The following is a 23,966-nucleotide window of genomic DNA, read 5'->3' as shown; positions in this document are numbered from 1 at the left end:
CCCCCCGTCCCTCCCCGAGCCGTTTACGGACGGGACGCGCCGTGAGGGACTCGCGTCCGCGCGGCGTGTTCCGTCCGTAAACGGCTCGGGGAGGGACGGGGGGTCAGGGCGCTAGGACCAGCTTCAGCTGCTCGACGGCCCAGTCGAGCTCGGTCGCGCGCACTACGAGCGGCGGCGCGATGCGGATGGTCTGCCCGTGCGTGTCCTTCACGAGCACGCCGCGCCCGATGAGCCTCTCGGCGATCTCGCGCCCGGTGCCGAACGCGGGGTCGATGTCGACGCCCGCCCACAGGCCTGCCACGCGCACCGCGGTGACGCCGTGGCCGACGAGGGCGTCGAGGCGTGCCTCGAGGTGCTCGCCGAGCGCCTTCGCGCGGGTCTGGAACTCGCCCGTCTGCAGCATCTCGACGACCCGCAGGCCCACGGCCGCAGCGAGCGGATTGCCGCCGAACGTCGAGCCGTGCTCGCCCGGCTGGATCACGCCGAGGACCTCCCGATCGGCGACGACGGCCGAGACGGGCAGGATGCCGCCGCCGAGCGCCTTGCCGAGGAGGTACACATCGGGAACGACGCCTTCGCGGTCGCACGCGAAGGTCTCGCCCACGCGGCCGAGGCCCGACTGGATCTCGTCGGCGATGAACAGCACGTTGTTCCGCGTGCAGATCTCGCGCACGGCCCGCAGGTACCCCTCGGGCGGCAGCACGACACCGGCCTCGCCTTGGATGGGCTCGATGAGCACCGCTGCGGTCTCGGGGGTGATCGCAGCCTCGATGGCGGCGGCATCCCCGAACGGCACGTGCACGAAGCCGGGCGCGAACGGACCGAAGTCGGCGCGCGCGTCGGGGTCGTCGCTGAAGCCGACGATGGTCGTGGTGCGGCCGTGGAAGTTGCCGTGCGCCACGATCACCTGCGCTCGATCGGCGGCGATTCCCTTGACGCGGTAGCCCCACGCCCGCGCGACCTTGATGCCGGTCTCGACGGCCTCGGCACCCGTGTTCATGGGCAGCACGAGGTCTTTGCCGCACAGCGCGGCGAGCGCAGCGGCGAAGGGCCCGAGTGCGTCGTTGTGGTACGCGCGGCTGGTGAGAGTGAGGCGGTTGAGCTGCTCGTGCGCGGCCGCGACGATCGCCGGATGCCCGTGGCCGAAGTTCAGCGCCGAGTACGCCGACAGCAGGTCGAGGTAGCGGCGACCCTCGACGTCGGTGACCCACGCGCCCTCGCCGCGCGAGATCACGACGGGGAGCGGGTGGTAGTTGTGTGCGACGTGGGCGTCCTCGTCGGCGATGATGCGGGCCATCGCGGAATCGACGGCGGTCGTTGCGGAGGTCATGGCGTCAGCTCCTTCGTCAGCGCCGCAGTTCGAGCGTGCAGCACTTGATGCCGCCGCCGCCGAGGAGAAGCTCGGACAGGTCGACGAGGATCGGGTTGTAGCCGCGCTCGCGCAGCTGAGCTTCGAAGCCCTTCGCGCGCGGCGAGATGATGACGTTCAGGCCGTCGCTGGAGGAATTGAGCCCGAACACGGCGCCGTCTTCGTCCGACACCTGGATCGCGTCGGGGTAGCGACGGGCGAGCTCTGCCTGCGAGGCCTCGTCGAACGCGTGCGGCAGGTACGCGATCGTCGCGTGCTCGACGCCGCCTTCGCCCTGCACCGGATCGAGCACGGCGATCGCGGTGTCGAGGTGGTAGAACCGCGGGTCGACGAGGGTGAGGCTGACGACCTCTTTGCCGAAGACGTCGGCGAGCTCGCGGTGGCTGTCACCGGTCGACCGGAAGCCGGTGCCGGCGAGGATCACATCGCCCACGAGCAGGAAATCGCCTTCGCCCTCGTTCACCTCGACCGGCTCGGCGACCTCGAAGCCGTTGGCGGCGAACCACTCCATGAACGCCGGACCCTCGGGCACGCGCTCGGCGAAGCGGAACTTCGCGCCGTACGCCACGCCGTCGATGAGGAACCCGCCGTTGGCGGTGTAGACCATATCGGGAAGACCCTCGATCGGGTCGATCAGGTGCACCTCGTGGCCGAGCTCGAGATAGGTGTCGTAGAGCTTCTGCCACTGCGCGACCGCCTTGGCGGTGTCGGTCGGGTTCGCCGGCTCCATCCACGGGTTGATCGTGTAGCTCACCGTGAAGTGCTCGGGACGGCACATGAGGTAAGTGCGGCGGTGCTGGATGCGGGCGACGGCTGCGGAATCGGCCGAGGTGGCCGGCGCGGTGCTCTGCGTGGACAAGTGTGCTCCTTGCGGGGTGCGGCGGACGCTGTCCACTGGCCCGGCGGACCTTCAGGGAGGGAAGGCGGCGAACCGGGCACGCCGGTGACCATTGTCTCACGGCCTCCGTGGAGTGCGCGGTTACAGTCAGCCCGCGGCGAGCGGGTCGACGCGGCGAAGACCCGGGATGCCGTCGAAGGCGGGATCCGGAGACGCGATCGTCTCGATGCCGTAGGCGAGGGCCGTTGCCGCGTGCACGGCATCGCGCCCGCGGATGCCGGTGCGCTCGATGAGCTCGAGCGAGAGGTCGAGCACTTCGCGGTCGAAGTTCAGCGTCGTCACCAGTGATGTCACGTAGCGGCCTTCCGCCGCAGCGACCCGGGGATCACCCGTGCGCCGGAAGCGGTGGTGAGTGAACTCCTGCACCATCTCGACGCTCGCATACGCCCTGACTGTGCCGCGGAGGAGACCAGCGAGGAATGCCCGCGCAGCCGAACGATGCTCGGGAGATTCGCCCATCGCATAGATCGCGGTCGCCGAGTCGATGAGGATCGCCTCGTCGCCCATCGGGTTCACGGGATGTTCCGGAGGTAGTCGCGCTCCATGAGCTCCTTCTCGTCTTCCCAGTCGATCCCTCCACGAGACGGATTCGCGTCGCCGCTGCGAAAGAGAGCCTCCATCGCCTCACGCGGGCTCAACCGGCGGCGTTCCCGCAGGCGTCCCTCCACCGCCTCGCGGATGTACGCGCCGACACTCAGCCGTTCTGCCTGAGCCTCGGCGAGCAATCTCTCGTAGAGCTCCTCGTCGAAGAGCACCTGCACACGTCGTTCAAGCGTCGCCATGCGGCACATGCTACGCCTCCTGCACAGCCATGCACAAGCATGTGCAGGTCACTCCCCGGCGAGCACGACGACCTTCCCGACAGCGTGCCCGGCATCCATGTGGGCCATCGCGTCGCCGGCCTGCTCGAAGGGCCACGTGCGCTCGAGCACCGGGGTGATGCGCCCGTCGGCAGCGAGGGTGGCGAGCTCGGCGATCACGTCGGGCTTGGCAACCGCCGCCACCGCAACCAGATGACGCCTCGCCCCGATCCCGAGCACGATTGCCCCGAGGATCCGCCCGATGGGTCCGAGCACGCGCCCGCCCTCACCCGAGACGAGCGCCACGACGCCCCCGTCGACGACGAGGCGCTGCAGAACACGCAACGGGGCTGTCCCGGCGATATCGACGACGACGTCGTACGACGCTGCGGGGAGGGCCGCGGCATCCGTCGTCCGGTACTCCCACGTGCGCGTCGCGCCGATGCCCTCGACCAGCGCGCGGTTGCGCTCGCCGCACAGGGCGTGCACCTCGGCGCCGCGGAGGGCTGCGAGCTGCACCGCGAACGTGCCGACGCCGCCGGAGGCCCCGATCACGAGCACGCGGCGGCCGTCGAGGTCGCTCTGGCCCGCCTTCGCCGCGCTCGCGAGCGCCTGCCACGCCGTGCCCGCGGCGACCGGGAGGGTCGCTGCGGTCACCGCGTCGAGGGCCGCGGGCCGCTTCGCGAGACGGGATGCCGCGACCACGGCGTACGCGGCGAGTCCACCGCCCGGCAGCTCGCCGACGACCTCGTCCCCCACGGCGAGCGCATCGACACCGGGCCCGACGGCGACGACGGTGGCGGCGGCATCCATCCCCCGCACGGGGTTGCGCGGGCGCCGGAGTCCGAAGACGAGCCGCAGCATCAGCGGCTCGCCGCGCATGACGCGCACGTCGCCGTTGTTGAGGCCGGTCGCCCGGAGGCGCACGAGCACCTCGCCCTTTCCGGGCGAAGGCACCGGGACCTCGGTCGCGACGAGGGTCTCGGGGCCGCCGTAGCGGGCCTGGGCCCAGGCGGTCATCGTGCGCGGCAGGGTGTTCTTGTTGTCGGCCATGTCATGCCTCCGGGTATTGGAAGATGTCGTCGAGCCCGACGCCGAACTCGCGGGCGATCTGGAAGGCGAGTTCGAGCGTGGGCGAGTACTTGCCCTGCTCGATCGCGATGAGGGTCTGGCGGGTGACGCCGATGCGCCCTGCGAGCTCGGCCTGCGTGAGACCGCGCGCCTCGCGCACCGCACGGATGGAATTGGTGACCTTGGTGGGCTTCACCATCAGACGAGCCCCCGGCGGTAGGCGATCACGCTCGCGATGCCGCCGACGATCGTCGAGACGGCGAAGCCGTAGTACATCGTGTTGGCGATCCAGAACCAGTCGACCTCGAACATGCACAGCACGATCACGCCGAGGCCGGCGATCACCAGGAAGGACTCGCCGACGCGGTTTCCCATCCGCGCGATGTCACGGTCGCGCTGATCGCTCGTTCCCACTTCGTCGGGGTGTCGGATGCCGGCGACGATTCCCCACAGGATGCTGACGACAATCGCTCCGACGATGCTCGCGCCGATCATCCACAGCATGATCGGCACCCAGTCGACGTCCGAGACCGGACCGCCGCCGGCGGCCTGGAGCAGGATGATCGTGTACACGATCGTGCCGACGATGCCCACGATCAGGCTCGCCCAGATGTTCCGCTCCTCGTAGGCCATGACGCCCTCCCTCGATGATGTCAAGTTCTCTTGACATCCAAGATAGACGGGCCTAGCGTTCGGTGTCAATAATCCTTTACACATCGAGGAGCAGTCATGACCACCGACATTCGCACCGCCCGCTGGACGGGCGCCGCCTACCTGGCTCTCGGCCTCGCCGGGATGGCCGGCTTCCTGCTGGTCCGCCCCCGGGTCGCCGCCGAGCCGCAGCTCGCGGCACTCGGCGTGACACTCGAACTCGCCGTCGTGATCGCGCAGGCAGCGGCCGCCGTCGGCTTCTTCGCGCTGTTCCGCCGCGACCGCCCCGTCGAAGCCTTCGCCACGGCGACCTTCGGGATGGGCAATGCGCTCGCGATCCTCGGCAGCGCAGCGCTGCTCACCGCGGCGATCGCGGTGTCGAGCGATCCCTCGCTGGCACCGGCGGGCGACCTCGACGGCACCGTCGTACTGCTGCGCGTCGTCGCCGACGCGTTCTGGTCGGTGGGCAACGTCTTCTTCGGACTGTGGCTGATCCCGATGGGCTGGTTCGTCCTCTCCACCCGACGCATGCCGGTCGTGCTCGGCTGGTTCCTCGTCGTCGGCGGCGTGGGATATGTGCTCAGCGCCGTGCTCGTCGTCACCGCGCCGGGGCTCGTCGCCGAGTTGATGGTCATCCCCGCAACCGTCGGCGAGTTCTGGATGATCGGGTACCTCCTGATCCGCGGCATCCGTCCCGCGATCGTCGATGCGAACCCGCAGTCCACGGCGATCTCCGAGCAGCGCTCGGTTTAGGATGCTGGGGCCGTCGGCGCCGACGGCCCCCGTCATCCCCCGGAGTTCTCATGCGCAAGCGCTGGATCGCGCTCATCATCGTCGTGTCCGTCCTACTCGTCGCCGTCGCCGGTGCGTACTGGGTCGGCCGCAGCCTCTTCCACATGCCCACCGCGAAGGGCGTCGACTCGGTCATCGGCGAGATCGGCGGCGAGCGCGTGCTCGGCGTCTTCGCCCACCCCGACGACGAACAGACCGTCAACGGCCTGTTCTGGCGCGCGAAGGACCGCGACGGCGCGTACACCGCGATGATCACGGCGACCGCCGGCGAGGCCGGGCACCAGGTGCCCGTCGTCGCGCGCCAGGAGGACCTCGGTCTCGTACGCACCGCCGAGGCGCTGAAGAACAGCTTCAACCTCGGCGTCGACGAGCACGAGGTGTGGAGCTATCCCGACGGCGGCGTGCCCGAGGTGGACGAGCAGGAGCTCGTCGACCGCCTCGTCGAGGCCATGAAGCGGATCGAGCCCGACGTCGTCGTCGGCTTCTGGCCCGCGTCGGGCGCGACCGGACACCTCGACCACATGGAGATGGGCCGGGTCACCGAGCTCGCGATCGCGCAGCTCGAAGAAGAGGCGGAGGCGGGTTCGTACGCCGGCCCCGACCACCTCGTCTACACGATCAGCCCCACCACCGCTCTGTCACTCTTCGGCGGCGAGCAGGGCCAGCTCGTCGTCGCGAACCAGCCTGACCCCGAGTACGCGATGTCGGCCGAGACCGGCAAGAAGCACGAGGGCTGGGCGATCCACGCCTCGCAGGCGAACTACCTGCAGGCGGCGTACTACCTGCCGGCGTGGCTCGTCTACGCCCTGTGGGACCAGGAGTTCTACCACGTGCGCGACCTGCAGGCCGACCCGCTCGGGTGATCGAGGCCGCGCACGGCACTAGGCTCCCGCGTATGGAGCTCGTCGTCGTCCTCTTCGTCTACCTCGTGCCGTTCGCCATCGGCGCGTTCGTGCTCTACTGGGTCGTCCGGGCGGCGGTGCTCAGCGCCCTGCGCGCGCACGACGAGGCGCGTCGGCCGGCACAGCCGGTCACCTCGCACCTGGATGCCGACGGCCTCTGACCCGCGTCAGATGACGGCCTCCGACCAGCGGTCGGGATTGCCGAAGCGGTGGGCGGTGATCGAGATCGACTGCTCGTGCAGGAACGGCAGCAGCTCGAGCCGACCGGCCGTCGTCACCTCGTTGTCGTAGACGGCGAGGTCGGGGTCGCCTCCGGTCGCCTCGGCGAGCGCGCGGTGCGCAGCGGCGACAGCATCCGTCGACCCGACGAGCCGCACGCGCGCCGGTCGATCCGGGGCCTCGGCCATGCGCTCGAGCCATTGCTCCTCGGTCTCGACGTACACCGGCACCTCGAGATCGCTCAGCACGCGCCGCACGGTAGCCGGGAGCCCGACGGGCGCGCTGATCGCGAACGGGGCACCGGCGCGGATGCCGGCCACCGCCACCCGCAGGAGCGCATGCCACGTGGCATCCCCCGTCGCCCGCACCGCGAGGCTCGCGATGGGCCGGTACCGGAAGAGGTTGCGCTCGACGCCGAGGCGCGAGACGTCCTTCACCTGTCCGAACTCGCGGTCCCACGCGATCGCGTCCGACAGCGCGCCGCGGCGCAGCCACTCGAACGCGTCGTAGTCGAGTGAGGGCTGTGCGGCCTCGATGAGCGCCGTGATGCGCGAGTCGAGCCCGCGCAGGTGCAGCGTCGCCGAAGACGTCGCCCCGGACGAGGGCCGCCACGAGCCGAGGCCGACGAGGTAGTTGGGGCCACCCGCCTTGGTGCCGGCGCCGACCGACGAGCGCTTCCAGCCGCCGAACGGCTGGCGCTGCACGATCGCACCCGTGATGCCGCGGTTGACGTAGAGGTTGCCCGCCTCGACCCGGTCGAGCCAGAGTGCGAGGTCGTCGGGGTTCTGCGTGTAGAGCCCTGCCGTCAACCCGTAGGCGACGGCGTTCTGCAGCTCGATCGCCTCGCTCAGCGAGTTCGCGTGCATGACGCCCATGACGGGGCCGAAGAACTCCTCGCGGTGGAAGCGCGAGCCGGGTGCCACGCCGACGCGGATGCCGGGTGTGAAGAAGCGTCCGGCGTACTCGGGTCCGCGATCGACGGCCTCGGGCTCGACCAGCCACCTCTCGCCCTCGTCCAGGGTCGACAGCGCCCACGCGAGCTTGCCGCGCGGCGCCTCGACGACCGGGCCGACCTCGCTCAGCGCATCGGTCGGCGGACCGACCCGGAGTGACCGCGTCGCGTCGACGAGCTGCCGGGCGAATCGCTTCGAGCGACCGACCGGGCCGACGAGGATGGCGAGGGATGCCGCGGAGCACTTCTGTCCGGCATGCCCGAACGCACTCTTGATGAGGTCGCCGGCGGCAAGATCCAGGTCGGCCGAGGGCATGACGATCATCGCGTTCTTGCCGCTGGTCTCGGCCAGCAGCGGCAGATCGGGCCGCCACGAGCGGAACAGCGCTGCGGTCTCCCACGCGCCCGTGAGGATCACGCGGTCGACGTCGGGATGCGACAGCAGCTGCTGCCCGAGCGATCCTTCGTCGATGTCGACGAGCGCGAGCACGTCGCGCGGAACACCCGCCGCCCACAGCGCCTCGGCGACCACGGCCGCGCAGCGCCGGGCCTGCGGCGCGGGCTTGAAGACGACGCCGGACCCCGCGGCGAGAGCGGCCAGCACGCCGCCCGCGGCGATGGCGACGGGGAAGTTCCACGGCGGGGTGACGACGGTGAGCCGTGCGGGCACGAACACGGCGCCGCTCACGGTGTCGAGCTCGCGCGCGGTCGCGGCGTAGTAGTGCGCGAAGTCGACGGCCTCGCTGACCTCGACGTCGGCCTCGGCGAGAACCTTGCCGGTCTCGGAGGCGGCGACCTCGATCAGCTCGGCCCGACGCTCCTCGAGCGCGCGGCCGGCGTCCGCCAGCACGGCGGCGCGATCGGCGGCGGGCTTCGCACCCCACGAGGCTGCGGCATCGCGAACCTGCGCCACGATGCGCTCGAGCACGTCGGCGTCGTCGACCCGCGCGGCCGCGATCGTCGCGTCACCGGCCGTCGACGACTCGATCCGCGACAGGATGTCGCGAGCCCATGCCCGGTTCGCCGGCAGCGCCGGGTCGGAGTCGGGCGCATTGCGGAACCCCGGCGCGCCCGTCGCGGCACGATCGGCCTCGCGGGGCGCGAACACCGCGGTCTCGACGAAGGCGTCGCCGGCGAACTGCTGCTGCTCGGCTACGGGCGCCAGCGGCGCGGTCTCGCCGGGATCCGACGTCGAGGCGCGCGCGATGCCGAGCACCGCGCGCGTGAGGTCGGCGTCGGCGGAGGGTGCGCTCGCTTCGTCTCGCTGCGCTCGCTCAGCGACCGAGATGTGCGGCTGCGCTCGCTCAGCGACCGAGGCCTGGGTGCGATCCTGCGAGCGGTTCGGACCGATGCGCAGGCCCGTGTCGGCAGCCCGCACGAGCGAGGCCGAGAACCGATCGCGCTCGCGCTGGAACATCGCCGGGTCGTCGGCGAGATCGAACGCGGCCGAGAGGAAGTTGTCGCTCGACGCGTTCTCCTCCAGCCGCCGCACGAGATAGCTGATGGCGACGTCGAACTCGTCGGGACGCACGACCGGCACGTAGAGCAGTACGGGCCCGACCTCGCGCGTGACGGCTTCGACCTGGCCCTGCGCCATGCCGAGCAGCATCTCGAACTCGACCCCATCGGCCACGCCTCGCTCGCCCGCGAGCAGCCACGCGTAGGCGACGTCGAAGAGGTTGTGCCCCGCGACACCGATGCGCACCCCCGCGGTGCGCGTGGGATCGAGGGCGAAATCGAGGCACCGCAGGTAGTTCGCGTCGGAATCGACCTTCGCGTCGTAGGTGGCCAGCGGCCACCCGTGCATCGCGGCATCCACCCGCTCCATCGCGAGGTTCGCGCCCTTGACGAGCCGAACCTTGATGCGCGCTCCCCCGTCCGCGACCCGCTCCTGCGCCCACGCGGTGAGCTGCTGCAGCGCCGGCAGTGCGTCGGGCAGGTAGGCCTGAAGCACGATCCCCGCCTCGAGATCCCGCAGGCGCGGGTCTTCGAGGATGCGCGTGAACACCGCGATCGTGAGGTCGAGGTCGCGGTATTCCTCCATGTCGAGGTTGATGAAGGTCCGGTCCGAGGCCGCCGTGAGGTACAGCGGCAGCAGGCGCTCGACGACCGCGTCGACCACTTCGTCGAACGCCCACATCGAGATGTGGCTCGCGATCGCCGAGACCTTCACCGACACGTAGTCGACGTCGGGCCGGCGGATCAGCTCGTGGATGCCCTCGAGCCGCCGCAGCGCCTCGCCCTCGCCGAGCACCGCCTCGCCGAGCAGGTTGAGGTTCAGCCGCGCGCCGCTCTCGCGGATCTTCGCGATCGCCGGTCCGAGCTTGTCGGGCCGGGCGTCGACGACGAGGTGCCCGACCATCTCGCGCAGCACGCGCCGCGCGATCGGCACGACGGGCGACGGCAGCACGGGCGCGACGGCTCCCCCGAGCTGAACGGCCGATCGCAGGTACCACGGCAGGAAGGCGGGCACGAGCGGTGCGACCCGATGGAGATTGGATGCCGCGGCGGCCAGACTCTCGGGACGCATCACACCGTCGACGAACCCGATCGTGAACGGGAGTCCGTTCGGGTCCTTCAGCACGCCGGCGAGCCGCTCGGCGGCGGGGTCGACCTCGACCTCGTCGGCCTCGGCGATCCAGCGCTCGGCCAGAGCGATCGCGGCGTCTTCGAGGGTGGCGGGCGGAGCGGGTTGCGAGGCCATCGGCATCCTTTGCAGAGGTGGGGTGCTTCCAGTGTGCGCCTAGGCATCCATCATGAAAAGCGATGATCTGCGATCATTACTCGTCGGGATCATCGATGAGTCTGCGAGGTGCACGCATGTTCGAGCTGCGACGGCTGCGCCTGCTGCACGAACTCGCCCTGCGCGGCACGCTCTCTGCCGTCGCCGAGGCCCTCGCGTACAGCCCGTCCACCATCTCGCAGCAGCTCGCGCAGCTCGAGAAGGACGCGGGCGTTCCGCTCCTCGTCCCCGATGGGCGCCGCGTGCGGCTGACCGAGCACGGCGCGCTGCTGGCCGCGCACGCAGCACGGGCCCTCGAACTCGACGAGCGGGCGCGCGGCGACCTCGAGGCGCTGCAGCCCGGGATCGCACCGGTGCGCGTGGCGACCATGCAGACCGCGGCCCACGCGATCCTGCCCGGAGCGCTCGCACTGCTGGCCGAACGCGAGCCCGACCTGCGGGTCGAGGTGACCGAACTCCCACCCGAGGAAGGGCTGTTCGAGCTGTCGGCACGCCGGTTCGATCTTGTGATCGCCGAGCAGTACCCCGGGCACACCCGCGCCCACGTCGACGGGCTCACTCGCCGCACTCTCGGCGCCGACGCGATCCGGCTCGCCGTCGGCCCGTCCGAGCCGCCGGTCGACCTCGCGGAACTGCACGATCGCGCGTGGGTGATGGAGCCTCCCGGCACTGCGGCCCGCCAGTGGGCGGTCCAGCAGTGCCGGGCGGCCGGCTTCGAGCCCGATGTGCGGTTCGAGCTCGCCGACCTCACGGCTCACGTGCGGCTCATCGCCGCAGGGCTCGCCGCGGGCCTCCTCCCCGACCTCATCTGGGCCGGGGCGGCGCCGCCGGTGCGTCTCATCGATCTCGATGGCGCACCGGCGCGAGAGATCTTCGTCGCGCAGCGCTCGTCGTCGACCTCGCGCTCGGGCATCCAGGCGGTCGATGCCGCCCTGCAGGATGCCTTCCCGGCGAGCCGGCAGACGTGAGGCTGCGACGGATCAGACCCGATCGGTGCTGTCGGCCGGAACCTCTGCGCGTCGGCGCGTGATCGGCTCATCGCCTGCGTGCGTCACCGAGGGGTCGGGGTCGCGCGTGATGGGCTGATCGGTCGCGGTGTCGGCCGACACCGGACGCCAGTTCTCGGTGCGCTCGCCGTCGGTGCGTCGGTTCTCGGTGCGAACACTCTCGGTGCGCTCGGGGGCAGCATCCGTCCGCGTGTTCTGGACAAAGGGGTCGACCTCGTCGGCCTTGCGGAGAGTCTCGGCGTGCTCGGCTCGCAGCTTCTCGGCATCCGCGCGGTGCTCGTCGATCGAGCCGGCGTGACGTTCGGCATCGATCGAGGCCTGGGCCGCCCGCGCCTTGGCCTGCTCGGCAGCGGCTGCCGCAGAGGCCTCGTCGGCGCGGGCCTGGGCGATCTGAGCCTCGCGCTCACGCGCGGCCATCTCGGTCGCACGGGCGTCTTCGCGCAGCTTCTCGGCCTTCTCGTGCTGGGCTGCCTCGTGGCGTTCGCGCGCTCGGCGCGAGTTCATCATGAGGACGACGACGATGATCACGGCGACCACCGCGATGCCCACGATGATCCAGATGAGGGTGGTGGTGTCCACGGCTCACTCCTTCTCGGTTCGGCGCCGAGGGGGTCGCGGCGCTCCGGGGTTCCACTGAACCCGACTCGACCGAGACCGACAATGCCCTTGCCACGGCGGCGCGAGTGCGCTACCGCGCGAGGCGGATCAGCGCCGGAGACTCAGCTCCAGACGCTCGGCGCCGGCTTCTTCGTCGAGGGCAGAGCGGATGCCGCCGCCCACTCGCTCACCCAGGGCTCGAGCTCGGGCAGGTTGTCGGGGCGGTGCAGAGCCTCGAAGAGCTCCTCGAGGGGCACGATGCCGCCGCTGCGGCGCAGGAATCGCGCGCGCACGATCATCTCGGCGTACACCTCGCCGTCGACCACGGCGCGGTGCACGAGGTACGACGACTTGTCGTCGTGGCCGAGGAGCCGCGACTCGACGGTGAACGACTGCCAGAGTTCGAGCGACTTCCGGAAGGTGATCGTCTCGCTCGCGACGACCGCGTACCAGCGATTGCGGTTCAGGAGGTCCCACAGCCCGGTGCGGATCAAGAGGTCGAACCGGCCGAGGTCGAACAGCGACCCGTAGCGCCCGTTGTTCATGTGTCCGAGCAGGTCGATGTCGGTCGGGAGCGTGCGCACCCGTACGCGCCCGACGGCCGTCGGCGCGATGGGTCCGTTGCGACGCAGCATCGCCTTCGCGCGCAGGATCGTCATGAGGGTGCGCCAGATCACGTTCACGAGGAGCGATGGTAGCGATCGACGAGGGTTCGCGACATTCCGTTGTGGGTTCCCGACAGGCGGGAATCGGCATCCGCTTTCCCCCTCCACAGCTCCGCCGGGTCGATTTCGCCCCGCGCCGACCCGAGCGTAGAGTCGCCCCATGGAAGCCGAACTCCAGACCGACATCGTCGTCCGTCCGGTCCGGGACGTCGACGCCGAGGCACTCGGACGCGTCCACGCCACCTGCTGGCACGAGACGTACGACCACCTGATCAGCAAGGCGGCCCTCGAGGCCGTCTCCCCCAAGCGACTCGCCGAGCTCTGGACCCACTGGGCCGTCCAGGGTCCCGACTTCAAGATGTTCGCCGCGCTCGAGGGCGGCGAGATCGTCGGATTCGCAGGCTCCGGTCCCGCCCGCGACAAGGACGCCCCGCGCTTCCGTGAGCTGTACTTCATCTACCTGCTCGACACCCACCACGGCACCGGAATCGGCCAGCGCCTCTTCGACGCCGTCGTCGAGGCCGACGAAGAGGTCTACCTCTGGGTCGCCGACGACAACCCGCGCGCGCACCGCTTCTACGTTCGCAACGGGTTCGCGCTCGACGGCGCCTCGCACACCGAGCCGTTCCTCGGCGAGACGCTCACCGAAGTCCGCTTCGTCCGCTGACCCGCACGGCTGACGTGCTGCAGGTCTGGGCCCTCGCGGGCATCCCCGAGATCACGCCCGGCACCGACCTCGTGGCGGCGATCGCGGATGCAGCGGCCGGTACCCTCGAGGACGGCGACATCCTGGTGGTGACGTCGAAGATCGTCTCGAAGGCCGAAGATCGCATCATCGCCGCCGAGGGCCGCGAAGACGCCATCACCGCCGAGACGGTCCGGGTCGTGGCCTCGCGCGTCACCCCGAACGGCGGCACCACCCGCATCGTGCAGAGCCGGCTCGGCATCGTCGCCGCGGCCGCCGGGGTCGACGCGTCGAACACGCCCTCCGGCACGATCCTGCTTCTGCCGGAAGACCCCGACGCCTCCGCGCGCGCCCTCGCAGCAGGCCTGCGCGAGAAGTTCGGCGTCGAGGTCGGCGTCCTCATCTCCGACACCCTCGGCCGCGCGTGGCGCGAGGGGCAGACCGATCACGCGATCGGCGCCGGCGGAGTGCACGTCTTCGAGGACCTGCGCGGGGCGACGGATGCCGAGGGTCGCCCGCTCTCGGTGACCATGCCGTGCGTCGCGGACGAGCTCGCCGGCGCCGCCGACCTCGTCAAGGGCAAGACCGCCCGGCTGCCGGTCGCGGTCGTCCGCGGGCGCGCCGACCTCGTCGGCTCGCTCGACCTGCCCGGCGCCCGGTCGATCGTGCGCCCGCTCGAGAGCGACATGTTCCGCCTCGGCGCCGACGAGGCCTACGCCGAGGGGTACGAAGCCGGGCTCAGCGCCCGCTGACCTTGCCGAACAGGCGCGCGATCGGGGCGAGCACGAGGGGTCGTGCCGCGACCCACGCGCCCGCGATGACGAGCATCGAGACGGCGAAGATCCAGAACCCGGTCCAGTTCATGGCGTAGGCGTCGGGATCGGTCGAGCCCTGCGCGGCGTACATGTGGTTGAGGTTGCGCAGCGCCCCGGTCGCGAAGACGAGCACGACGTGCACGAAGATGAACAGGCAGAAGTAGAGCATCACCGGGAAGTGCACGGCCCGCGCCCACTCCACCGGATACGCCTTGTTGAGGCCCGTGGCGTTCTTCGGCCAGATCCCCGACATGCGCACACCGGTGATCGCGGCGAGTGGTGCTGCGATGAACACGGTGGTGAAGTACGCGAGCTGCTGCAGCGAGTTGTAGTTGACCCAGCCGTTCTCGGTGGGCCAGTCCAGCGACACGTACTGCAGCGCCGACGACAGGGCGTTGGGGAACACCTCCCACGAGGTGGGGACGATCCGCATCCACTGCCCCGTGGCGAACAGCAGCACGACGAAGATCGCGCCGTTGACCAGCCACAGGATGTCGAGCGACTGGTGGAACCACAGGTTCAGGCTGATCTTGCGCTTGCCGTTGTTCCGCGGCGACCAGAACACGCTCGGCCGCTTCTCGGTCCGCACCTGCAGCCCCGAGCGGATGATCAGCACCATCAGGAAGACGTTGAAGAAGTGCTGCCACCCGAGCCACGCCGGGAACCCGACGGGCGCCCCCTCGGGCAGGTGGTACTCGCCCGGATACGTGGCGAGGAAGTCCACCATGAAGTCCAGGCTCAGGAACCACCGCACCGCGACGACCAGCAGCAGCCCGGCGTACAGCAGGCCGCCGCCGCCGATGATGACGGCACCCGCCCACTGCAGCTTGGTGAAGGGTCCGATGCGGACGGGGTCGGGCCGCCGCTCGGGCCGCGTGAATGCGGCCTTGCCGGGCCACACCGTGGGCGTGAACGGCAGCGGGGTCGACACGTCGACGGTCGGGCGGACGGATGCCAGGGCCGCGGTCCCCACGGCGGGCGACGTGTCGGCGACGGGGGCGGTTGCGTCCGCTGTCGCCGAGGCGGCAGCATCCGTCGCCGTGGTCGTGGCGGCAGCCGCGGGCACGAAGTCCGCCGGAGGCCAAGGCTCGCCGCCCGCGACGCGCGGCAGTCCGCGACGCACCGACGGCGCCGCGGCTGCGGCGGCCACAGTCATCTCCGGGGTTTGGGGCGTCTCAACGGCAACGGCGTCGGCGTGTTGCGGCGTGTCGTGCACAGACGGCGCCCCGAACCCGGCCGGAGCGGCGGCCGACGCTGCCACAGCCTCGGCCGCCGTCGTCCTAGCAGCCTCAGCCACCTCGCCAGTCTCAGCCACCACCGCCGCGACGTCGACCGGCGCGTCTCCACCCGCGGGCCACGCCTCGCCACCCGCCACGCGCGGGAGCCCGCGACGGATCGCCGTGCCGTACGTCGCCATCCGGGCTACGCCTTCTTCGCCTCGAGCGCCGCGATGAGCTGCGGCACCACGGTGAACAGGTCTCCGACCACGCCGAAGTCGGCGATCTCGAAGATCGGGGCGTCGGCGTCCTTGTTGATCGCGACGATCGTCTTCGCCGTCTGCATGCCGGCCTTGTGCTGGATCGCGCCCGAGATGCCGAGCGCGACGTACAGCTGCGGCGACACCGAGACACCCGTCTGCCCGACCTGGTACGACTGCGGCACGTACCCCGCGTCGACGGCGGCGCGCGATGCGCCCACGGCGGCGCCGAGCGCGTCGGCGAGCTGGTCGACGAGCGAGAACTGCTCGCCCGAGCCGAGTCCGCGCCCGCCCGAGACGACCTTCGCGGCTCCGCGCAGCTCGGGACGCGACGACGACACGACCGCTTCCTCGACGGCGCCGACGGTCGCGGTCTTCCGCCCCGACCGGACGACCTCGAGCGTCTCGACCGCGGGCGAGGCCACGGCATCCGCCCGCGCGTCGATCGCGCCCTGGCGGATCGTGATCACGGGCGCTCCCCACGTCACGGCCGAATCGACGTTGTAGGCGCCGCCGTAGACCGAGTGGTGGGCGACGACGCCCTCGGCATCCCGTGAGACGCCCACCGCGTCGACCGCGATGCCCGAACGCGTGCGGGCGGCGAACCGGCCGGCGACTTCGCGGCCTTCGATCGAGTGCGACACCAGGATCGCGTCGGGCCGAACCAGGTCGGCGGCCGAGGCGAGTGCGTCGACGGCGGGCACGGTGAGGCCCTCCGTCGGGGCGGCGACGAGGACGGATGCTGCGCCGAGCGCCGCGGCATCGGCTGCGAGCTTCTGGTCCCCCACGACCACCGCGACCGGAGTGCCGACCGAGGCTGCGGCGCCGAGGAGACCGGCGGCGGACTTCGCGAGCGCGCCCGACGGGGTCACGTCGAGGAGGACGAGGATCGAGTCATCTGCGAACGTCATGGCAGCCATCCCTACGCGAGCCGGTTCTGGATGAGGAACTCCGCGAGCTGCTCGCCCGCGTCGCCCTCGTCGACGATCTTGACGCCCGCCTCGCGGGGCGGCTTCTCCGCGATCGCGATCACGATCGAGCGGGCCGCTGCGGGATCGTGCGCGTCGATGCCGAGGTCGTCGAGGCTGAGCGCCTCGAAGGGCTTCTTCTTCGCCGCCATGATGCCCTTGAAGTTCGGGAACCGGGCGTCGGGAAGGGCCTCGGTGATCGAGATCAGCGCCGGGTACTCGGCCGACATCTGCGCGGTCGCGCCATCCGACGCGCGCACGCCCGAGACCTGCGTCTCGGCGATCTCCACCGACGAGAGAGAAGTCGCCGACGGCACATCGAGCAGCTCGGCGAGCATCGCCGGCAGAACTCCGCCCGAGCCGTCGGTGGACTGGTTGCCCGTGATCACGAGGTCGAAGCCGGTGCGCTTGAGCGCTGCGGCGAGCACCTCGGCGGTCAACCCCAGATCGGCGCCGAGCAGGGCGTCGTCGACGACCTGCACGGCAGATGCCGCACCCATCGCGAGTCCCTTGCGCACGGTCGCGGTGGCATCGGACGACGCCATCGACAGCACGACGACCTCGGTGCCGGGGTTCTTGTCGGCGTACGACAGTGCCACCTCGAGCGAGCGCTCGCCGATCTCGTCGAGCACGCGGTCGTTCGCGGCGCGATCGGCCAGACCCGTTTCGAGACTGAGCTTGCGGTCACCGTAGGTGTCCGGGACTTCCTTGACCAGGACGACGATCTTCATACTCACTTCACCGTTCTGCAGCGGACGTTCGTCCTGCCGAGTCTATTCAGCCCGCGGCTCCGGCGACGCCTCGCCCAGAGGAAACCGACTACCGTGGAGCACGATCTCAGGAGGTGCGTTGTGGCACGCGTGAAACGCCTGACCGTGGATCCGATCGCCGAGGCCAAACGGCAGTGGCTCTCCCACGGATGGACGGATGCCGCCGCCGGCATGACCGCGGTGACCTCGATCATGCGCGCACACCAGCTCATGCTCGCCCGCGTCGACGAGACGCTGCGACCGTTCGGCCTCACCTTCGCGCGCTACGAGCTGCTCACCCTTCTCAGCTTCACGAGAGGGGGACGGATGCCGATGGCCTCGGCATCCGCTCGTCTGCAAGTGCACCCGACGAGCGTCACCAACACCGTCGACCGGCTGCAGACGGACGGGCTCGTCGCGCGCGAACCGCACCCCGACGACGGCCGCGCGACCCTCATCGTGCTGACGGATGCCGGTCGCACGCTCGCCGAGCGGGCGACGGCGGCGCTCAACGCCGAGGTGTTCACACAGCCGGGCCTGGACGCCGCCGACACCGACGAGCTCGTCTCGATCATCGCGCGGCTGCGCCGGGATGCCGGCGACTTCGACGACCCCCGCCCCTCGCCCGACCCGCTCTGACGTCTCAGCGGTTCTGGAAGTCGGGGGCCCGCTTCTCGCGGAAGGCGGCCATGCCCTCCTTCTGATCGACGGTGTCGAACAGCGACGCGAACACGTGCCGCTCGAAGCGCAGTCCCTCGGTGAGTGGCACCTCCATCGCGGCGTCCAGCGCCGCCTTGGCCGCATAGAGCGACGGCAGCGACTTCGACGCGATGGTCTCGGCGACCTTGCCGGCCTCGGCCAGCAGGTCGGCTGCCGGCACGACGCGTGAGACGAGGCCCGCACGCTCGGCCTCTTCGGCGCCCAGCATCCGTCCCGTCAAGACGAGTTCGGCGGCCTTGTAGTACCCGACCGCGCGGATCAGGCGCTGCGAGCCGCCCATGCCGGGGATGACGCCGAGGTTGATCTCGGGCTGCCCGAACTTCGCGGTGTCGGCGGCGAGGATGATGTCGCACATCATCGCCAGCTCGCACCCGCCGCCGAGCGCGTACCCCGACACTGCCGCGATCACCGGCGTCCGTACCGCCGCGAACTGCGCCCACCCGCCGAAGTGGTCGGCCATCAGCATCTCGAGGCCGGACTTGGACTCCATCTCCTTGATGTCGGCGCCTGCCGCGAACGCGCGCTCCGACCCGGTGACGACGATCGCACCGATCCCCTCGTCGGCGTCGAAGGCGGATGCCGCGACCACGATGTCCTTCATCACCTGCGAGTTCAGCGCATTGAGCGCCTCGGGCCGGTTGATCGTGATCCAGCCGACGCGGCCGCGCGTCTCGACGAGGATCGTCTCGAAATCGGTCATGGTTCTCCTCGGTGTGCGTTTCGTCTCGCTGCGCTCGCTCAACGACCGTCGCGGATCGTGTGGATGATCCCCGAGAAATCCTGCCCTGCGCCGGGGCCGTCCGCGAACTGCCGGTACAGCTCGCGCGCGAGCATGCCCATGCGCGCGTCGACGCCCGTGAGCGCGATCGCCTGCTCGGCGAGGCCCAGGTCTTTGTTCATAAGGGCGCCGGCGAACCCCGGCTGGTAGTCGCGATTGGCGGGGCTCGTGGGAACGGGGCCGGGCACCGGGCAGTTCGTGGTGAGCGCCCAGCACTGCCCCGACGCATTCGAGGCGACATCGAACAGGGCCTGGTGCGACAGCCCGAGCCGCTCCCCCAGCACGAACGCCTCGGCGACCGCGATCTGCGACACCGCGAGGATCATGTTGTTGCAGACCTTCGCCGCCTGCCCGAGCCCGGCACCGCCGCAGTGCACGACGCGCCTGCCCATGGCAGCCAGCAGCGGCTCGGCGGCCGCGAAGTCGTCGTCCGATGCCCCCACCATGAACGCGAGCGTCGCGTTCTCGGCCCCAACGACGCCACCCGAGACGGGGGCGTCGATGCCGCGATGACCGGCCGCCTCGGCCAGCGCATGCGCCGCCCGCGCGTCGTCGACGGCGATCGTCGAGCAGTCGATGAAGAGGGTTCCGGGCGCGGCCGCGGCGAGGAGGCCTTCGACCCCGTCGGCTCCGCGATAGGCGCCGAGCACCTGCGCGCCGGTCTGGAACATCGTGATCACGACGTCGACGCCCGAACGCACGGCGTCGACGGCCGACGCGGCGACAGCGAGCCCCGCGACGGATGCCGCCTCGGTCGCTGCCGGAAAGACGTCGAACCCGACGACGGCGTGCCCGGCGGCGGCGAGGTTCTTCGCCATCGGCAGGCCCATGTGACCGAGGCCGAGGAACGCCACGCGGGTCATCGCGCGCCGCCGAGCAGCTCGCGCCCGATGATGACGCGCATGATCTCGTTGGTGCCCTCGAGGATCTGATGCACGCGCAGGTCGCGCACCACCTTCTCGATGCCGTACTCCTGCAGATAGCCGTAGCCGCCGTGCAGCTGGAGGGCCTCGTTGGCGATGCGGAACCCGGCATCCGTCGCGAAGCGCTTGGCCATCGCGCACTGCATGTTGACATCGCTCGACGCGGCGCCCGGGTCTTTCGCATCGAGCGCGGCCGCGGCATCGCGCACGAGCGCCCGCGCCGCGTGCAGGTCGGTCGCCATGTCGGCGAGGGTGAAGACCACCGACTGCTTCTCGGCGAGGGGCTCGCCGAAGGTGAAGCGCTCGTGCACATAGCGGATCGCGCGATCGAGCGCCCACTGGGCGCCGCCGAGTGAGCAGGCCGCGATGCTCAGCCGCCCGCCGTTGAGGGCCGACATCGCGATCTTGAACCCCTGCCCCTCGCCGCCGAGGACGCTCGTGGCGGGCACCCGCACCTCGTCGAGGATCACCTGGCGGGTGGGCTGCGCGTTCCAGCCCATCTTCTTCTCGTTCGCGCCGAACGAGAGTCCCGGCGTCCCGTCGGAAACGAGGAACGCGGTGATGCCCCGCGCACCCGGCTCGCCCGTGCGGGCCATCACGATGTAGACGGATGCCGCGCCCGCGCCCGAGATGAACTGCTTGACTCCGGTGAGTACGTACTCGTCGCCGTCGCGGATCGCACTGGTCGTGATCGCGGCGGCATCCGACCCTGCGCCGGGCTCGGTGAGGCAGTAGCTGCCGAGGTGGGTCATCGCGGTGAGCTGCGGAAGCCACTCGGTGCGCTGATCGGCCGACCCGTAGGTGTCGATCATCCAGGCGACCATGTTGTGGATCGAGATGTACGCGGCGATCGCGGGATCGCCCATCGCGAGCGCCTCGAAGATGAGCGCCGAGTCCGACCGTGACAGGCCGGTGCCGCCCACATCCTCGCGCACATAGATGCCGCCGAGACCGAGATCGCCGGCGCGCTGAAGCGTGTCGAGCGGGAAGTGCTTGCGCTCATCCCAGTCCAGCGCGTGGGGGGCGAGTTCCGACTCGGCGAAGTCTCGGACCGCCTCGAGGATCGCGGCGCGTTCGTCGTCGCTGATCGTGGTGGCTGCGGGCGGGGTGATCGTCATCGACACCGGGGCTCCTTCGGCTTTGCGGACGCCTTCGTGGGGCATCCTGCTGAGCGTGTGCGTGCCGGCATTGGCACGGTGATCATTTTACATGGACGTCCTTGTATTTGCGAGGACTCCCGCGAATGCCTCCTGTTCGCCCGTCGTTCACCGGCCGCACACCGCGGGTCGGTACGACGGACTTCGGCACGCGTCCGCGTGCCGACCTCCCGACCCGAGGACACCGATGCCTTCGCCTTCGCCCCGGCGCACCGCCGCGATCGTCGCCACGACCGCCGCCGTCTGCGCGCTCACGCTGACACCCCTGACCGCGGCATCCGCCGCGATCGTGCCCGACCCGATCACGCACTCCGCCGATGCGGCTGCACTCGCTCTCGCGCCGCTCGGCACCTACGAGACCGGCGTCTTCGACGCGTCGGCAGCCGAGATCGTGAAGGCCCACGGCGATCGCCTCTACGTCGTCAACGCGCAGGCGGGCGCGGTCGAGGTTCTCGACTACTCCGATCCGGCCTCGATCGCCTTCGAGTACGCGATCGAATCGGACGGCATCGCCAACTCGGTCTCGATCCGCGCCGACGGCCTCGGCGTCATCGCCTTCGAAGCTTCGGTGAAGACGGATGCCGGCCACCTGGTGTTCTTCGACGCGAACGCCGATGACGCCGAAGACGCCTACCTCGGCGAGGTCACCGTCGGCGCGCTGCCCGATATGGTGACGATCACCTCCGACGGCAAGTACGCCGTCGTCGCGAACGAGGGCGAGCCCGCCGACGACTACACCGTCGACCCCGAGGGCTCGGTCAGCGTGGTGAAGCTCCACCCCACGAAGCTGCGCGCATCGAACCAGGGGAACGTCCGGACGGCGGACTTCCATGCGTTCGAGGAGGGCGGCTCGAAGACCCTGCCCGCGGACGTGCGCGTCTTCGGCGAGGTCCCCGAGGCCGGGAACCCCGTCTCGCGCAACCTCGAGCCCGAGTACATCACCGTCGTCGGCACGACCGCGTACGTGACGCTCCAGGAGGCCAACGCGGTCGCGGTCGTGAACCTGAACTCGGCGACGGTGAACGACATCTGGTCGCTCGGCTTCAAGGACCTCGGGGTCCCGGGCAACGGCATCGATCCGAGCGACCGCGACCCGCGCAATGCGCCGACCTTCGGCATTCGCACGTTCGAGGACCTGTACGGCATCTACATGCCCGACGCGATCGACTCCTACTCCGCCGACGGCGAGACCTACCTCGTCACCGCGAACGAGGGCGACGCGCGCGAGTGGGGCGACTACGTCGAGCCGGTTCGCGTGGCGGACCTCGAGGATGACGGCTACGGCCCGGTCTGCGCCGACAGCCCGCTCGCGGGTCTCACCGGAGCTGCCGATCTCGGCCGCCTGAACGTCACGATCGCCAACGGCTTCGACGCCGAGGCGAAGTGCTACAGCGAGCTGTACGCCTTCGGCGGCCGCTCGTTCTCGATCTGGACGACCGGCGGCGAGCAGGTCTTCGACTCGGGCGACGCGTTCGAGCAGATCACGCACGCTGCCGCGCCTGAGTTCTTCAACTCGAACCACACCGAATCGAACCTCGAGGGCCGCAGCGACGACAAGGGTCCTGAGCCCGAGAGCGTCGTCATCGGCGAGATCGGCGACCGCACCTACGCGTTCATCGGGTTCGAGCGCGTCGGCGGCATCGCCGTGTTCGATGTCACGACACCGGCGGAGTCGTTCTTCGTGACCTACGTCAACAACCGCGACTTCTCGGTCTCGGTCGAAGACGCCGATGACACCGACGCCGCTCTCGCGAGCGCCGGCGACCTGGGTCCTGAGGGCATCGCCTTCATTCCGGCCGCATCGTCGGCCACGGGCACTCCGCTGCTGGCCGTCGGCAACGAGGTCTCGGGCACCACGACGCTGTTCGAGATCACCGAGCTGCTCGACTAAGTACCCGTCCGGCCGGGTCGTGGCCCCCTCCCCGTCATCGGGTGAGGGGGCCACGTGTTTCGCGGGCTCAGGCCTCGGCATCCCACGGGGCGAAGGCGCGCAACTCGATCTGGCCGTTGCGGGCCATCGGATGCCGCGATGCGATCTCGATCGCCTCGTCGAGGTCCGTGACCTCGAGGATGTCGAATCCGAGGATCACTTCGCTCGTCTCGGCGAACGGCCCACGGGTCGCGAGCACCTTGCCGCCGCGCACGCGCACGACCGTGGACTCCGCCGGCGGCGCGAGGATCTCGCCGATCACGCGCTTGCCGCTGGAATCGAGGGGGTCGACCCACAGGTCGATGTCGGACTCGTCGGACGGCTGGTCGGGCTGGGCGTCGCTGACGACGAACATCATGTACTTCATGGTCTGATCCTTCCGTGGTGAGGCGGGCGGATGCCACCCTCACTGTGGGCGTCGACCGGCACCGGGCCACATCGACACTTCCGGGCATCGTGTTCTGACCCCCTGGCGGGCTCGGATGCCGGGTGCCATGCTGACGCGCGGGGGAACGCACGAAAGGATCGCGACTTCAGTGGACATCTATCTGCACCTGCCCGGCATCGTCGGCCCTTCGATCGACAAGGCGCACAAGGACTGGATCGAGGTCACGAGTGTCACGTGGGGCGTCGAAGGCACGCGCAACCCGGGCCGCGGCGGCGGGGGCGGCGGCGCGGGGCGGGCGACCCAGCATCCGCTCATCGTGTCGACGACCACCAGCATCGCGACGCCGCTGCTGTTCGAGGCGGTCGCGAAGGGAACCCGCTTCGCGACGGCTGCGCTCGAGGTCGTCCGGGCCACCGCGGGAGCGGCCGACGTCGTCCATCGATGGGAGTTCGAGGACGTGCAGGTCGTGATGCTGGATGTCGCCGGCGCCGAGCCCGGCTTCACCGACGTCTTCGAACTGACCTCCGCTCGCACGAGACTCACCGTCTCGGCGCAGGATCCGCGCGGCGGCGCCGGCACGCCGGTGACCGAGGGCTGGGACTTCACGGCGCAGCGCGCGTGGTGATCTGACCGGGCGTCGAGACGGCGCAGAGTGTCGCTGTGGCCATCGCCACAGTGCACTCTGCGTCGTCTCGACGGGGATGGGGCGG

26 protein-coding genes are annotated in these 23,966 nt (G+C 70.5%); 9 read left to right on the top strand and 17 right to left on the bottom strand.

Going from position 1 to position 23,966, the window contains the following annotated elements:
* Positions 1 to 103: 103 nt before the first annotated feature.
* The 7 genes from rocD to FFS15_RS16675 form a co-directional block, all read right to left on the bottom strand.
* The gene (gene rocD, locus FFS15_RS16705) at positions 104 to 1,330 is read right to left on the bottom strand and encodes an ornithine--oxo-acid transaminase (RefSeq protein WP_137846173.1); all 1,227 of its coding nucleotides are present in this window, start codon (positions 1,328 to 1,330) and stop codon (positions 104 to 106) included.
* Positions 1,331 to 1,346: 16 nt separating this feature from the next.
* On the bottom strand, positions 1,347 to 2,228 hold the full coding sequence (ddaH, locus tag FFS15_RS16700; protein ID WP_349290470.1) for a dimethylargininase: 882 nt from the start codon (positions 2,226 to 2,228) through the stop codon (positions 1,347 to 1,349).
* Between the two features lie 126 nt (positions 2,229 to 2,354).
* A complete protein-coding gene (locus FFS15_RS16695) occupies positions 2,355 to 2,774 on the bottom strand; it encodes a type II toxin-antitoxin system VapC family toxin (RefSeq protein ID WP_249354166.1) in 420 nt (139 codons plus the stop codon).
* 5 nt (positions 2,775 to 2,779) lie between these two features.
* Positions 2,780 to 3,049 carry a hypothetical protein gene (locus tag FFS15_RS16690; RefSeq protein WP_137846171.1) on the bottom strand — a complete coding sequence of 90 codons (270 nt, stop codon included), beginning with the start codon at positions 3,047 to 3,049 and terminating at the stop codon, positions 2,780 to 2,782.
* A 48-nt stretch (positions 3,050 to 3,097) separates the two neighbouring features.
* Entirely contained in the window at positions 3,098 to 4,120 is a 1,023-nt protein-coding gene (locus FFS15_RS16685; RefSeq protein WP_137846170.1) for an NAD(P)-dependent alcohol dehydrogenase, read from the bottom strand.
* A 1-nt stretch (position 4,121) separates the two neighbouring features.
* Positions 4,122 to 4,337: a helix-turn-helix transcriptional regulator gene (locus FFS15_RS16680; protein WP_137846169.1), complete on the bottom strand. Its 216-nt coding sequence runs from the start codon at positions 4,335 to 4,337 to the stop codon at positions 4,122 to 4,124.
* Positions 4,337 to 4,771: a hypothetical protein gene (locus FFS15_RS16675; protein WP_137846168.1), complete on the bottom strand. Its 435-nt coding sequence runs from the start codon at positions 4,769 to 4,771 to the stop codon at positions 4,337 to 4,339. Before FFS15_RS16675 ends, FFS15_RS16680 begins: the two co-directional genes overlap by 1 nt.
* A gap of 96 nt (positions 4,772 to 4,867) precedes the next feature.
* Between FFS15_RS16675 and FFS15_RS16670 the strand changes: the two genes are divergently transcribed.
* From FFS15_RS16670 to FFS15_RS18705, 3 genes are read left to right on the top strand one after another with little or no spacing between them, the layout of a single operon-like run.
* Positions 4,868 to 5,542, top strand: a complete 675-nt coding sequence (locus FFS15_RS16670) for a DUF4386 domain-containing protein (RefSeq protein ID WP_137846167.1) — start codon at positions 4,868 to 4,870, stop codon at positions 5,540 to 5,542.
* A 50-nt stretch (positions 5,543 to 5,592) separates the two neighbouring features.
* Positions 5,593 to 6,444, top strand: a complete 852-nt coding sequence (locus tag FFS15_RS16665; protein WP_137846166.1) for a PIG-L family deacetylase — start codon at positions 5,593 to 5,595, stop codon at positions 6,442 to 6,444.
* A gap of 32 nt (positions 6,445 to 6,476) precedes the next feature.
* Positions 6,477 to 6,644, top strand: a complete 168-nt coding sequence (locus tag FFS15_RS18705) for a hypothetical protein (RefSeq protein ID WP_171013247.1) — start codon at positions 6,477 to 6,479, stop codon at positions 6,642 to 6,644.
* Between the two features lie 6 nt (positions 6,645 to 6,650).
* Here FFS15_RS18705 and FFS15_RS16660 read toward each other — a convergent pair whose 3' ends face one another.
* Positions 6,651 to 10,358, bottom strand: a complete 3,708-nt coding sequence (locus tag FFS15_RS16660; protein ID WP_249354158.1) for a bifunctional proline dehydrogenase/L-glutamate gamma-semialdehyde dehydrogenase — start codon at positions 10,356 to 10,358, stop codon at positions 6,651 to 6,653.
* Between the two features lie 116 nt (positions 10,359 to 10,474).
* Between FFS15_RS16660 and FFS15_RS16655 the strand changes: the two genes are divergently transcribed.
* Positions 10,475 to 11,365 (top strand): LysR family transcriptional regulator, encoded by an 891-nt coding sequence (locus FFS15_RS16655; RefSeq protein WP_137846164.1) that lies wholly within the window; start codon positions 10,475 to 10,477, stop codon positions 11,363 to 11,365.
* Between the two features lie 12 nt (positions 11,366 to 11,377).
* Here FFS15_RS16655 and FFS15_RS16650 read toward each other — a convergent pair whose 3' ends face one another.
* Positions 11,378 to 11,983 (bottom strand): hypothetical protein, encoded by a 606-nt coding sequence (locus FFS15_RS16650; protein ID WP_137846163.1) that lies wholly within the window; start codon positions 11,981 to 11,983, stop codon positions 11,378 to 11,380.
* Positions 11,984 to 12,123: 140 nt separating this feature from the next.
* On the bottom strand, positions 12,124 to 12,684 hold the full coding sequence (locus FFS15_RS16645) for an acyl-CoA thioesterase (RefSeq protein ID WP_137846162.1): 561 nt from the start codon (positions 12,682 to 12,684) through the stop codon (positions 12,124 to 12,126).
* A 142-nt stretch (positions 12,685 to 12,826) separates the two neighbouring features.
* Between FFS15_RS16645 and FFS15_RS16640 the strand changes: the two genes are divergently transcribed.
* Together FFS15_RS16640 and FFS15_RS16635 are read left to right on the top strand one after the other, a co-directional pair.
* Positions 12,827 to 13,333: a GNAT family N-acetyltransferase gene (locus FFS15_RS16640; protein ID WP_137846161.1), complete on the top strand. Its 507-nt coding sequence runs from the start codon at positions 12,827 to 12,829 to the stop codon at positions 13,331 to 13,333.
* 14 nt (positions 13,334 to 13,347) lie between these two features.
* Complete coding sequence (locus tag FFS15_RS16635) at positions 13,348 to 14,103, top strand: coenzyme F420-0:L-glutamate ligase (RefSeq protein WP_137846160.1); 756 nt, start codon at positions 13,348 to 13,350, stop codon at positions 14,101 to 14,103.
* Here the strand turns inward: FFS15_RS16635 and FFS15_RS16630 are convergent.
* From FFS15_RS16630 to FFS15_RS16620, 3 genes are read right to left on the bottom strand one after another with little or no spacing between them, the layout of a single operon-like run.
* Entirely contained in the window at positions 14,090 to 15,583 is a 1,494-nt protein-coding gene (locus tag FFS15_RS16630; RefSeq protein ID WP_137846159.1) for a cytochrome b/b6 domain-containing protein, read from the bottom strand. The two genes, FFS15_RS16635 and FFS15_RS16630, sit on opposite strands and share 14 nt — an antisense overlap.
* Before the next feature lie 5 nt (positions 15,584 to 15,588).
* Positions 15,589 to 16,554 carry an electron transfer flavoprotein subunit alpha/FixB family protein gene (locus tag FFS15_RS16625; RefSeq protein WP_137846158.1) on the bottom strand — a complete coding sequence of 322 codons (966 nt, stop codon included), beginning with the start codon at positions 16,552 to 16,554 and terminating at the stop codon, positions 15,589 to 15,591.
* 11 nt (positions 16,555 to 16,565) lie between these two features.
* Positions 16,566 to 17,342, bottom strand: coding sequence for an electron transfer flavoprotein subunit beta/FixA family protein (locus FFS15_RS16620; protein ID WP_137846157.1), 777 nt, complete (start codon positions 17,340 to 17,342; stop codon positions 16,566 to 16,568).
* Positions 17,343 to 17,462: 120 nt separating this feature from the next.
* Here FFS15_RS16620 and FFS15_RS16615 point away from each other — a divergent pair, with 120 nt between their 5' ends.
* Entirely contained in the window at positions 17,463 to 17,999 is a 537-nt protein-coding gene (locus FFS15_RS16615) for a MarR family transcriptional regulator (RefSeq protein WP_249354155.1), read from the top strand.
* Positions 18,000 to 18,003: 4 nt separating this feature from the next.
* On the opposite strand, the gene FFS15_RS16610 is transcribed toward FFS15_RS16615, so the two are convergent.
* From FFS15_RS16610 to FFS15_RS16600, 3 genes are read right to left on the bottom strand one after another with little or no spacing between them, the layout of a single operon-like run.
* Entirely contained in the window at positions 18,004 to 18,780 is a 777-nt protein-coding gene (locus FFS15_RS16610) for an enoyl-CoA hydratase (RefSeq protein WP_137846156.1), read from the bottom strand.
* Positions 18,781 to 18,818: 38 nt separating this feature from the next.
* Positions 18,819 to 19,721, bottom strand: a complete 903-nt coding sequence (gene mmsB, locus FFS15_RS16605; protein WP_137846155.1) for a 3-hydroxyisobutyrate dehydrogenase — start codon at positions 19,719 to 19,721, stop codon at positions 18,819 to 18,821.
* Positions 19,718 to 20,899: an acyl-CoA dehydrogenase family protein gene (locus FFS15_RS16600; protein WP_171013249.1), complete on the bottom strand. Its 1,182-nt coding sequence runs from the start codon at positions 20,897 to 20,899 to the stop codon at positions 19,718 to 19,720. The genes mmsB and FFS15_RS16600 overlap by 4 nt, the downstream gene beginning before the upstream one ends.
* A 226-nt stretch (positions 20,900 to 21,125) precedes the next feature.
* Here FFS15_RS16600 and FFS15_RS16595 point away from each other — a divergent pair, with 226 nt between their 5' ends.
* Entirely contained in the window at positions 21,126 to 22,829 is a 1,704-nt protein-coding gene (locus FFS15_RS16595) for a choice-of-anchor I family protein (protein WP_137846154.1), read from the top strand.
* 67 nt (positions 22,830 to 22,896) lie between these two features.
* Here FFS15_RS16595 and FFS15_RS16590 read toward each other — a convergent pair whose 3' ends face one another.
* Positions 22,897 to 23,235: a YciI family protein gene (locus FFS15_RS16590; RefSeq protein WP_137846153.1), complete on the bottom strand. Its 339-nt coding sequence runs from the start codon at positions 23,233 to 23,235 to the stop codon at positions 22,897 to 22,899.
* A 169-nt stretch (positions 23,236 to 23,404) separates the two neighbouring features.
* Between FFS15_RS16590 and FFS15_RS16585 the strand changes: the two genes are divergently transcribed.
* Complete coding sequence (locus FFS15_RS16585) at positions 23,405 to 23,881, top strand: type VI secretion system tube protein Hcp (RefSeq protein ID WP_171013246.1); 477 nt, start codon at positions 23,405 to 23,407, stop codon at positions 23,879 to 23,881.
* Positions 23,882 to 23,966: the final 85 nt, after the last annotated feature.

It is taken from the genome of Microbacterium sp. 2FI (assembly GCF_005502885.1).
Classification (GTDB): Bacteria; Actinomycetota; Actinomycetes; order Actinomycetales; family Microbacteriaceae; genus Microbacterium.
Note: the sequence above shows the minus strand (reverse complement) of the source record. Positions and strands in the feature narration are given on the sequence as shown.

Coding starts and splice junctions, on each gene's coding strand:
- FFS15_RS16640 (WP_137846161.1), top strand. CDS start 12,827: ATGGAAGCCGAACTCCAGACCGACATCGTCGTCCGTCCGGTCCGGGAC.
- rocD (WP_137846173.1), bottom strand. CDS start 1,330: ATGACCTCCGCAACGACCGCCGTCGATTCCGCGATGGCCCGCATCATC.
- FFS15_RS16680 (WP_137846169.1), bottom strand. CDS start 4,337: ATGGTGAAGCCCACCAAGGTCACCAATTCCATCCGTGCGGTGCGCGAG.
- FFS15_RS16695 (WP_249354166.1), bottom strand. CDS start 2,774: ATGGGCGACGAGGCGATCCTCATCGACTCGGCGACCGCGATCTATGCG.
- FFS15_RS16670 (WP_137846167.1), top strand. CDS start 4,868: ATGACCACCGACATTCGCACCGCCCGCTGGACGGGCGCCGCCTACCTG.
- mmsB (WP_137846155.1), bottom strand. CDS start 19,721: ATGACCCGCGTGGCGTTCCTCGGCCTCGGTCACATGGGCCTGCCGATG.
- FFS15_RS16630 (WP_137846159.1), bottom strand. CDS start 15,583: ATGGCGACGTACGGCACGGCGATCCGTCGCGGGCTCCCGCGCGTGGCG.
- FFS15_RS16595 (WP_137846154.1), top strand. CDS start 21,126: ATGCCTTCGCCTTCGCCCCGGCGCACCGCCGCGATCGTCGCCACGACC.
- FFS15_RS16590 (WP_137846153.1), bottom strand. CDS start 23,235: ATGAAGTACATGATGTTCGTCGTCAGCGACGCCCAGCCCGACCAGCCG.
- FFS15_RS16655 (WP_137846164.1), top strand. CDS start 10,475: ATGTTCGAGCTGCGACGGCTGCGCCTGCTGCACGAACTCGCCCTGCGC.
- FFS15_RS16600 (WP_171013249.1), bottom strand. CDS start 20,899: ATGACGATCACCCCGCCCGCAGCCACCACGATCAGCGACGACGAACGC.
- FFS15_RS16660 (WP_249354158.1), bottom strand. CDS start 10,358: ATGGCCTCGCAACCCGCTCCGCCCGCCACCCTCGAAGACGCCGCGATC.
- FFS15_RS16690 (WP_137846171.1), bottom strand. CDS start 3,049: ATGGCGACGCTTGAACGACGTGTGCAGGTGCTCTTCGACGAGGAGCTC.
- FFS15_RS18705 (WP_171013247.1), top strand. CDS start 6,477: ATGGAGCTCGTCGTCGTCCTCTTCGTCTACCTCGTGCCGTTCGCCATC.
- FFS15_RS16675 (WP_137846168.1), bottom strand. CDS start 4,771: ATGGCCTACGAGGAGCGGAACATCTGGGCGAGCCTGATCGTGGGCATC.
- FFS15_RS16665 (WP_137846166.1), top strand. CDS start 5,593: ATGCGCAAGCGCTGGATCGCGCTCATCATCGTCGTGTCCGTCCTACTC.
- FFS15_RS16685 (WP_137846170.1), bottom strand. CDS start 4,120: ATGGCCGACAACAAGAACACCCTGCCGCGCACGATGACCGCCTGGGCC.
- FFS15_RS16625 (WP_137846158.1), bottom strand. CDS start 16,554: ATGACGTTCGCAGATGACTCGATCCTCGTCCTCCTCGACGTGACCCCG.
- FFS15_RS16620 (WP_137846157.1), bottom strand. CDS start 17,342: ATGAAGATCGTCGTCCTGGTCAAGGAAGTCCCGGACACCTACGGTGAC.
- FFS15_RS16610 (WP_137846156.1), bottom strand. CDS start 18,780: ATGACCGATTTCGAGACGATCCTCGTCGAGACGCGCGGCCGCGTCGGC.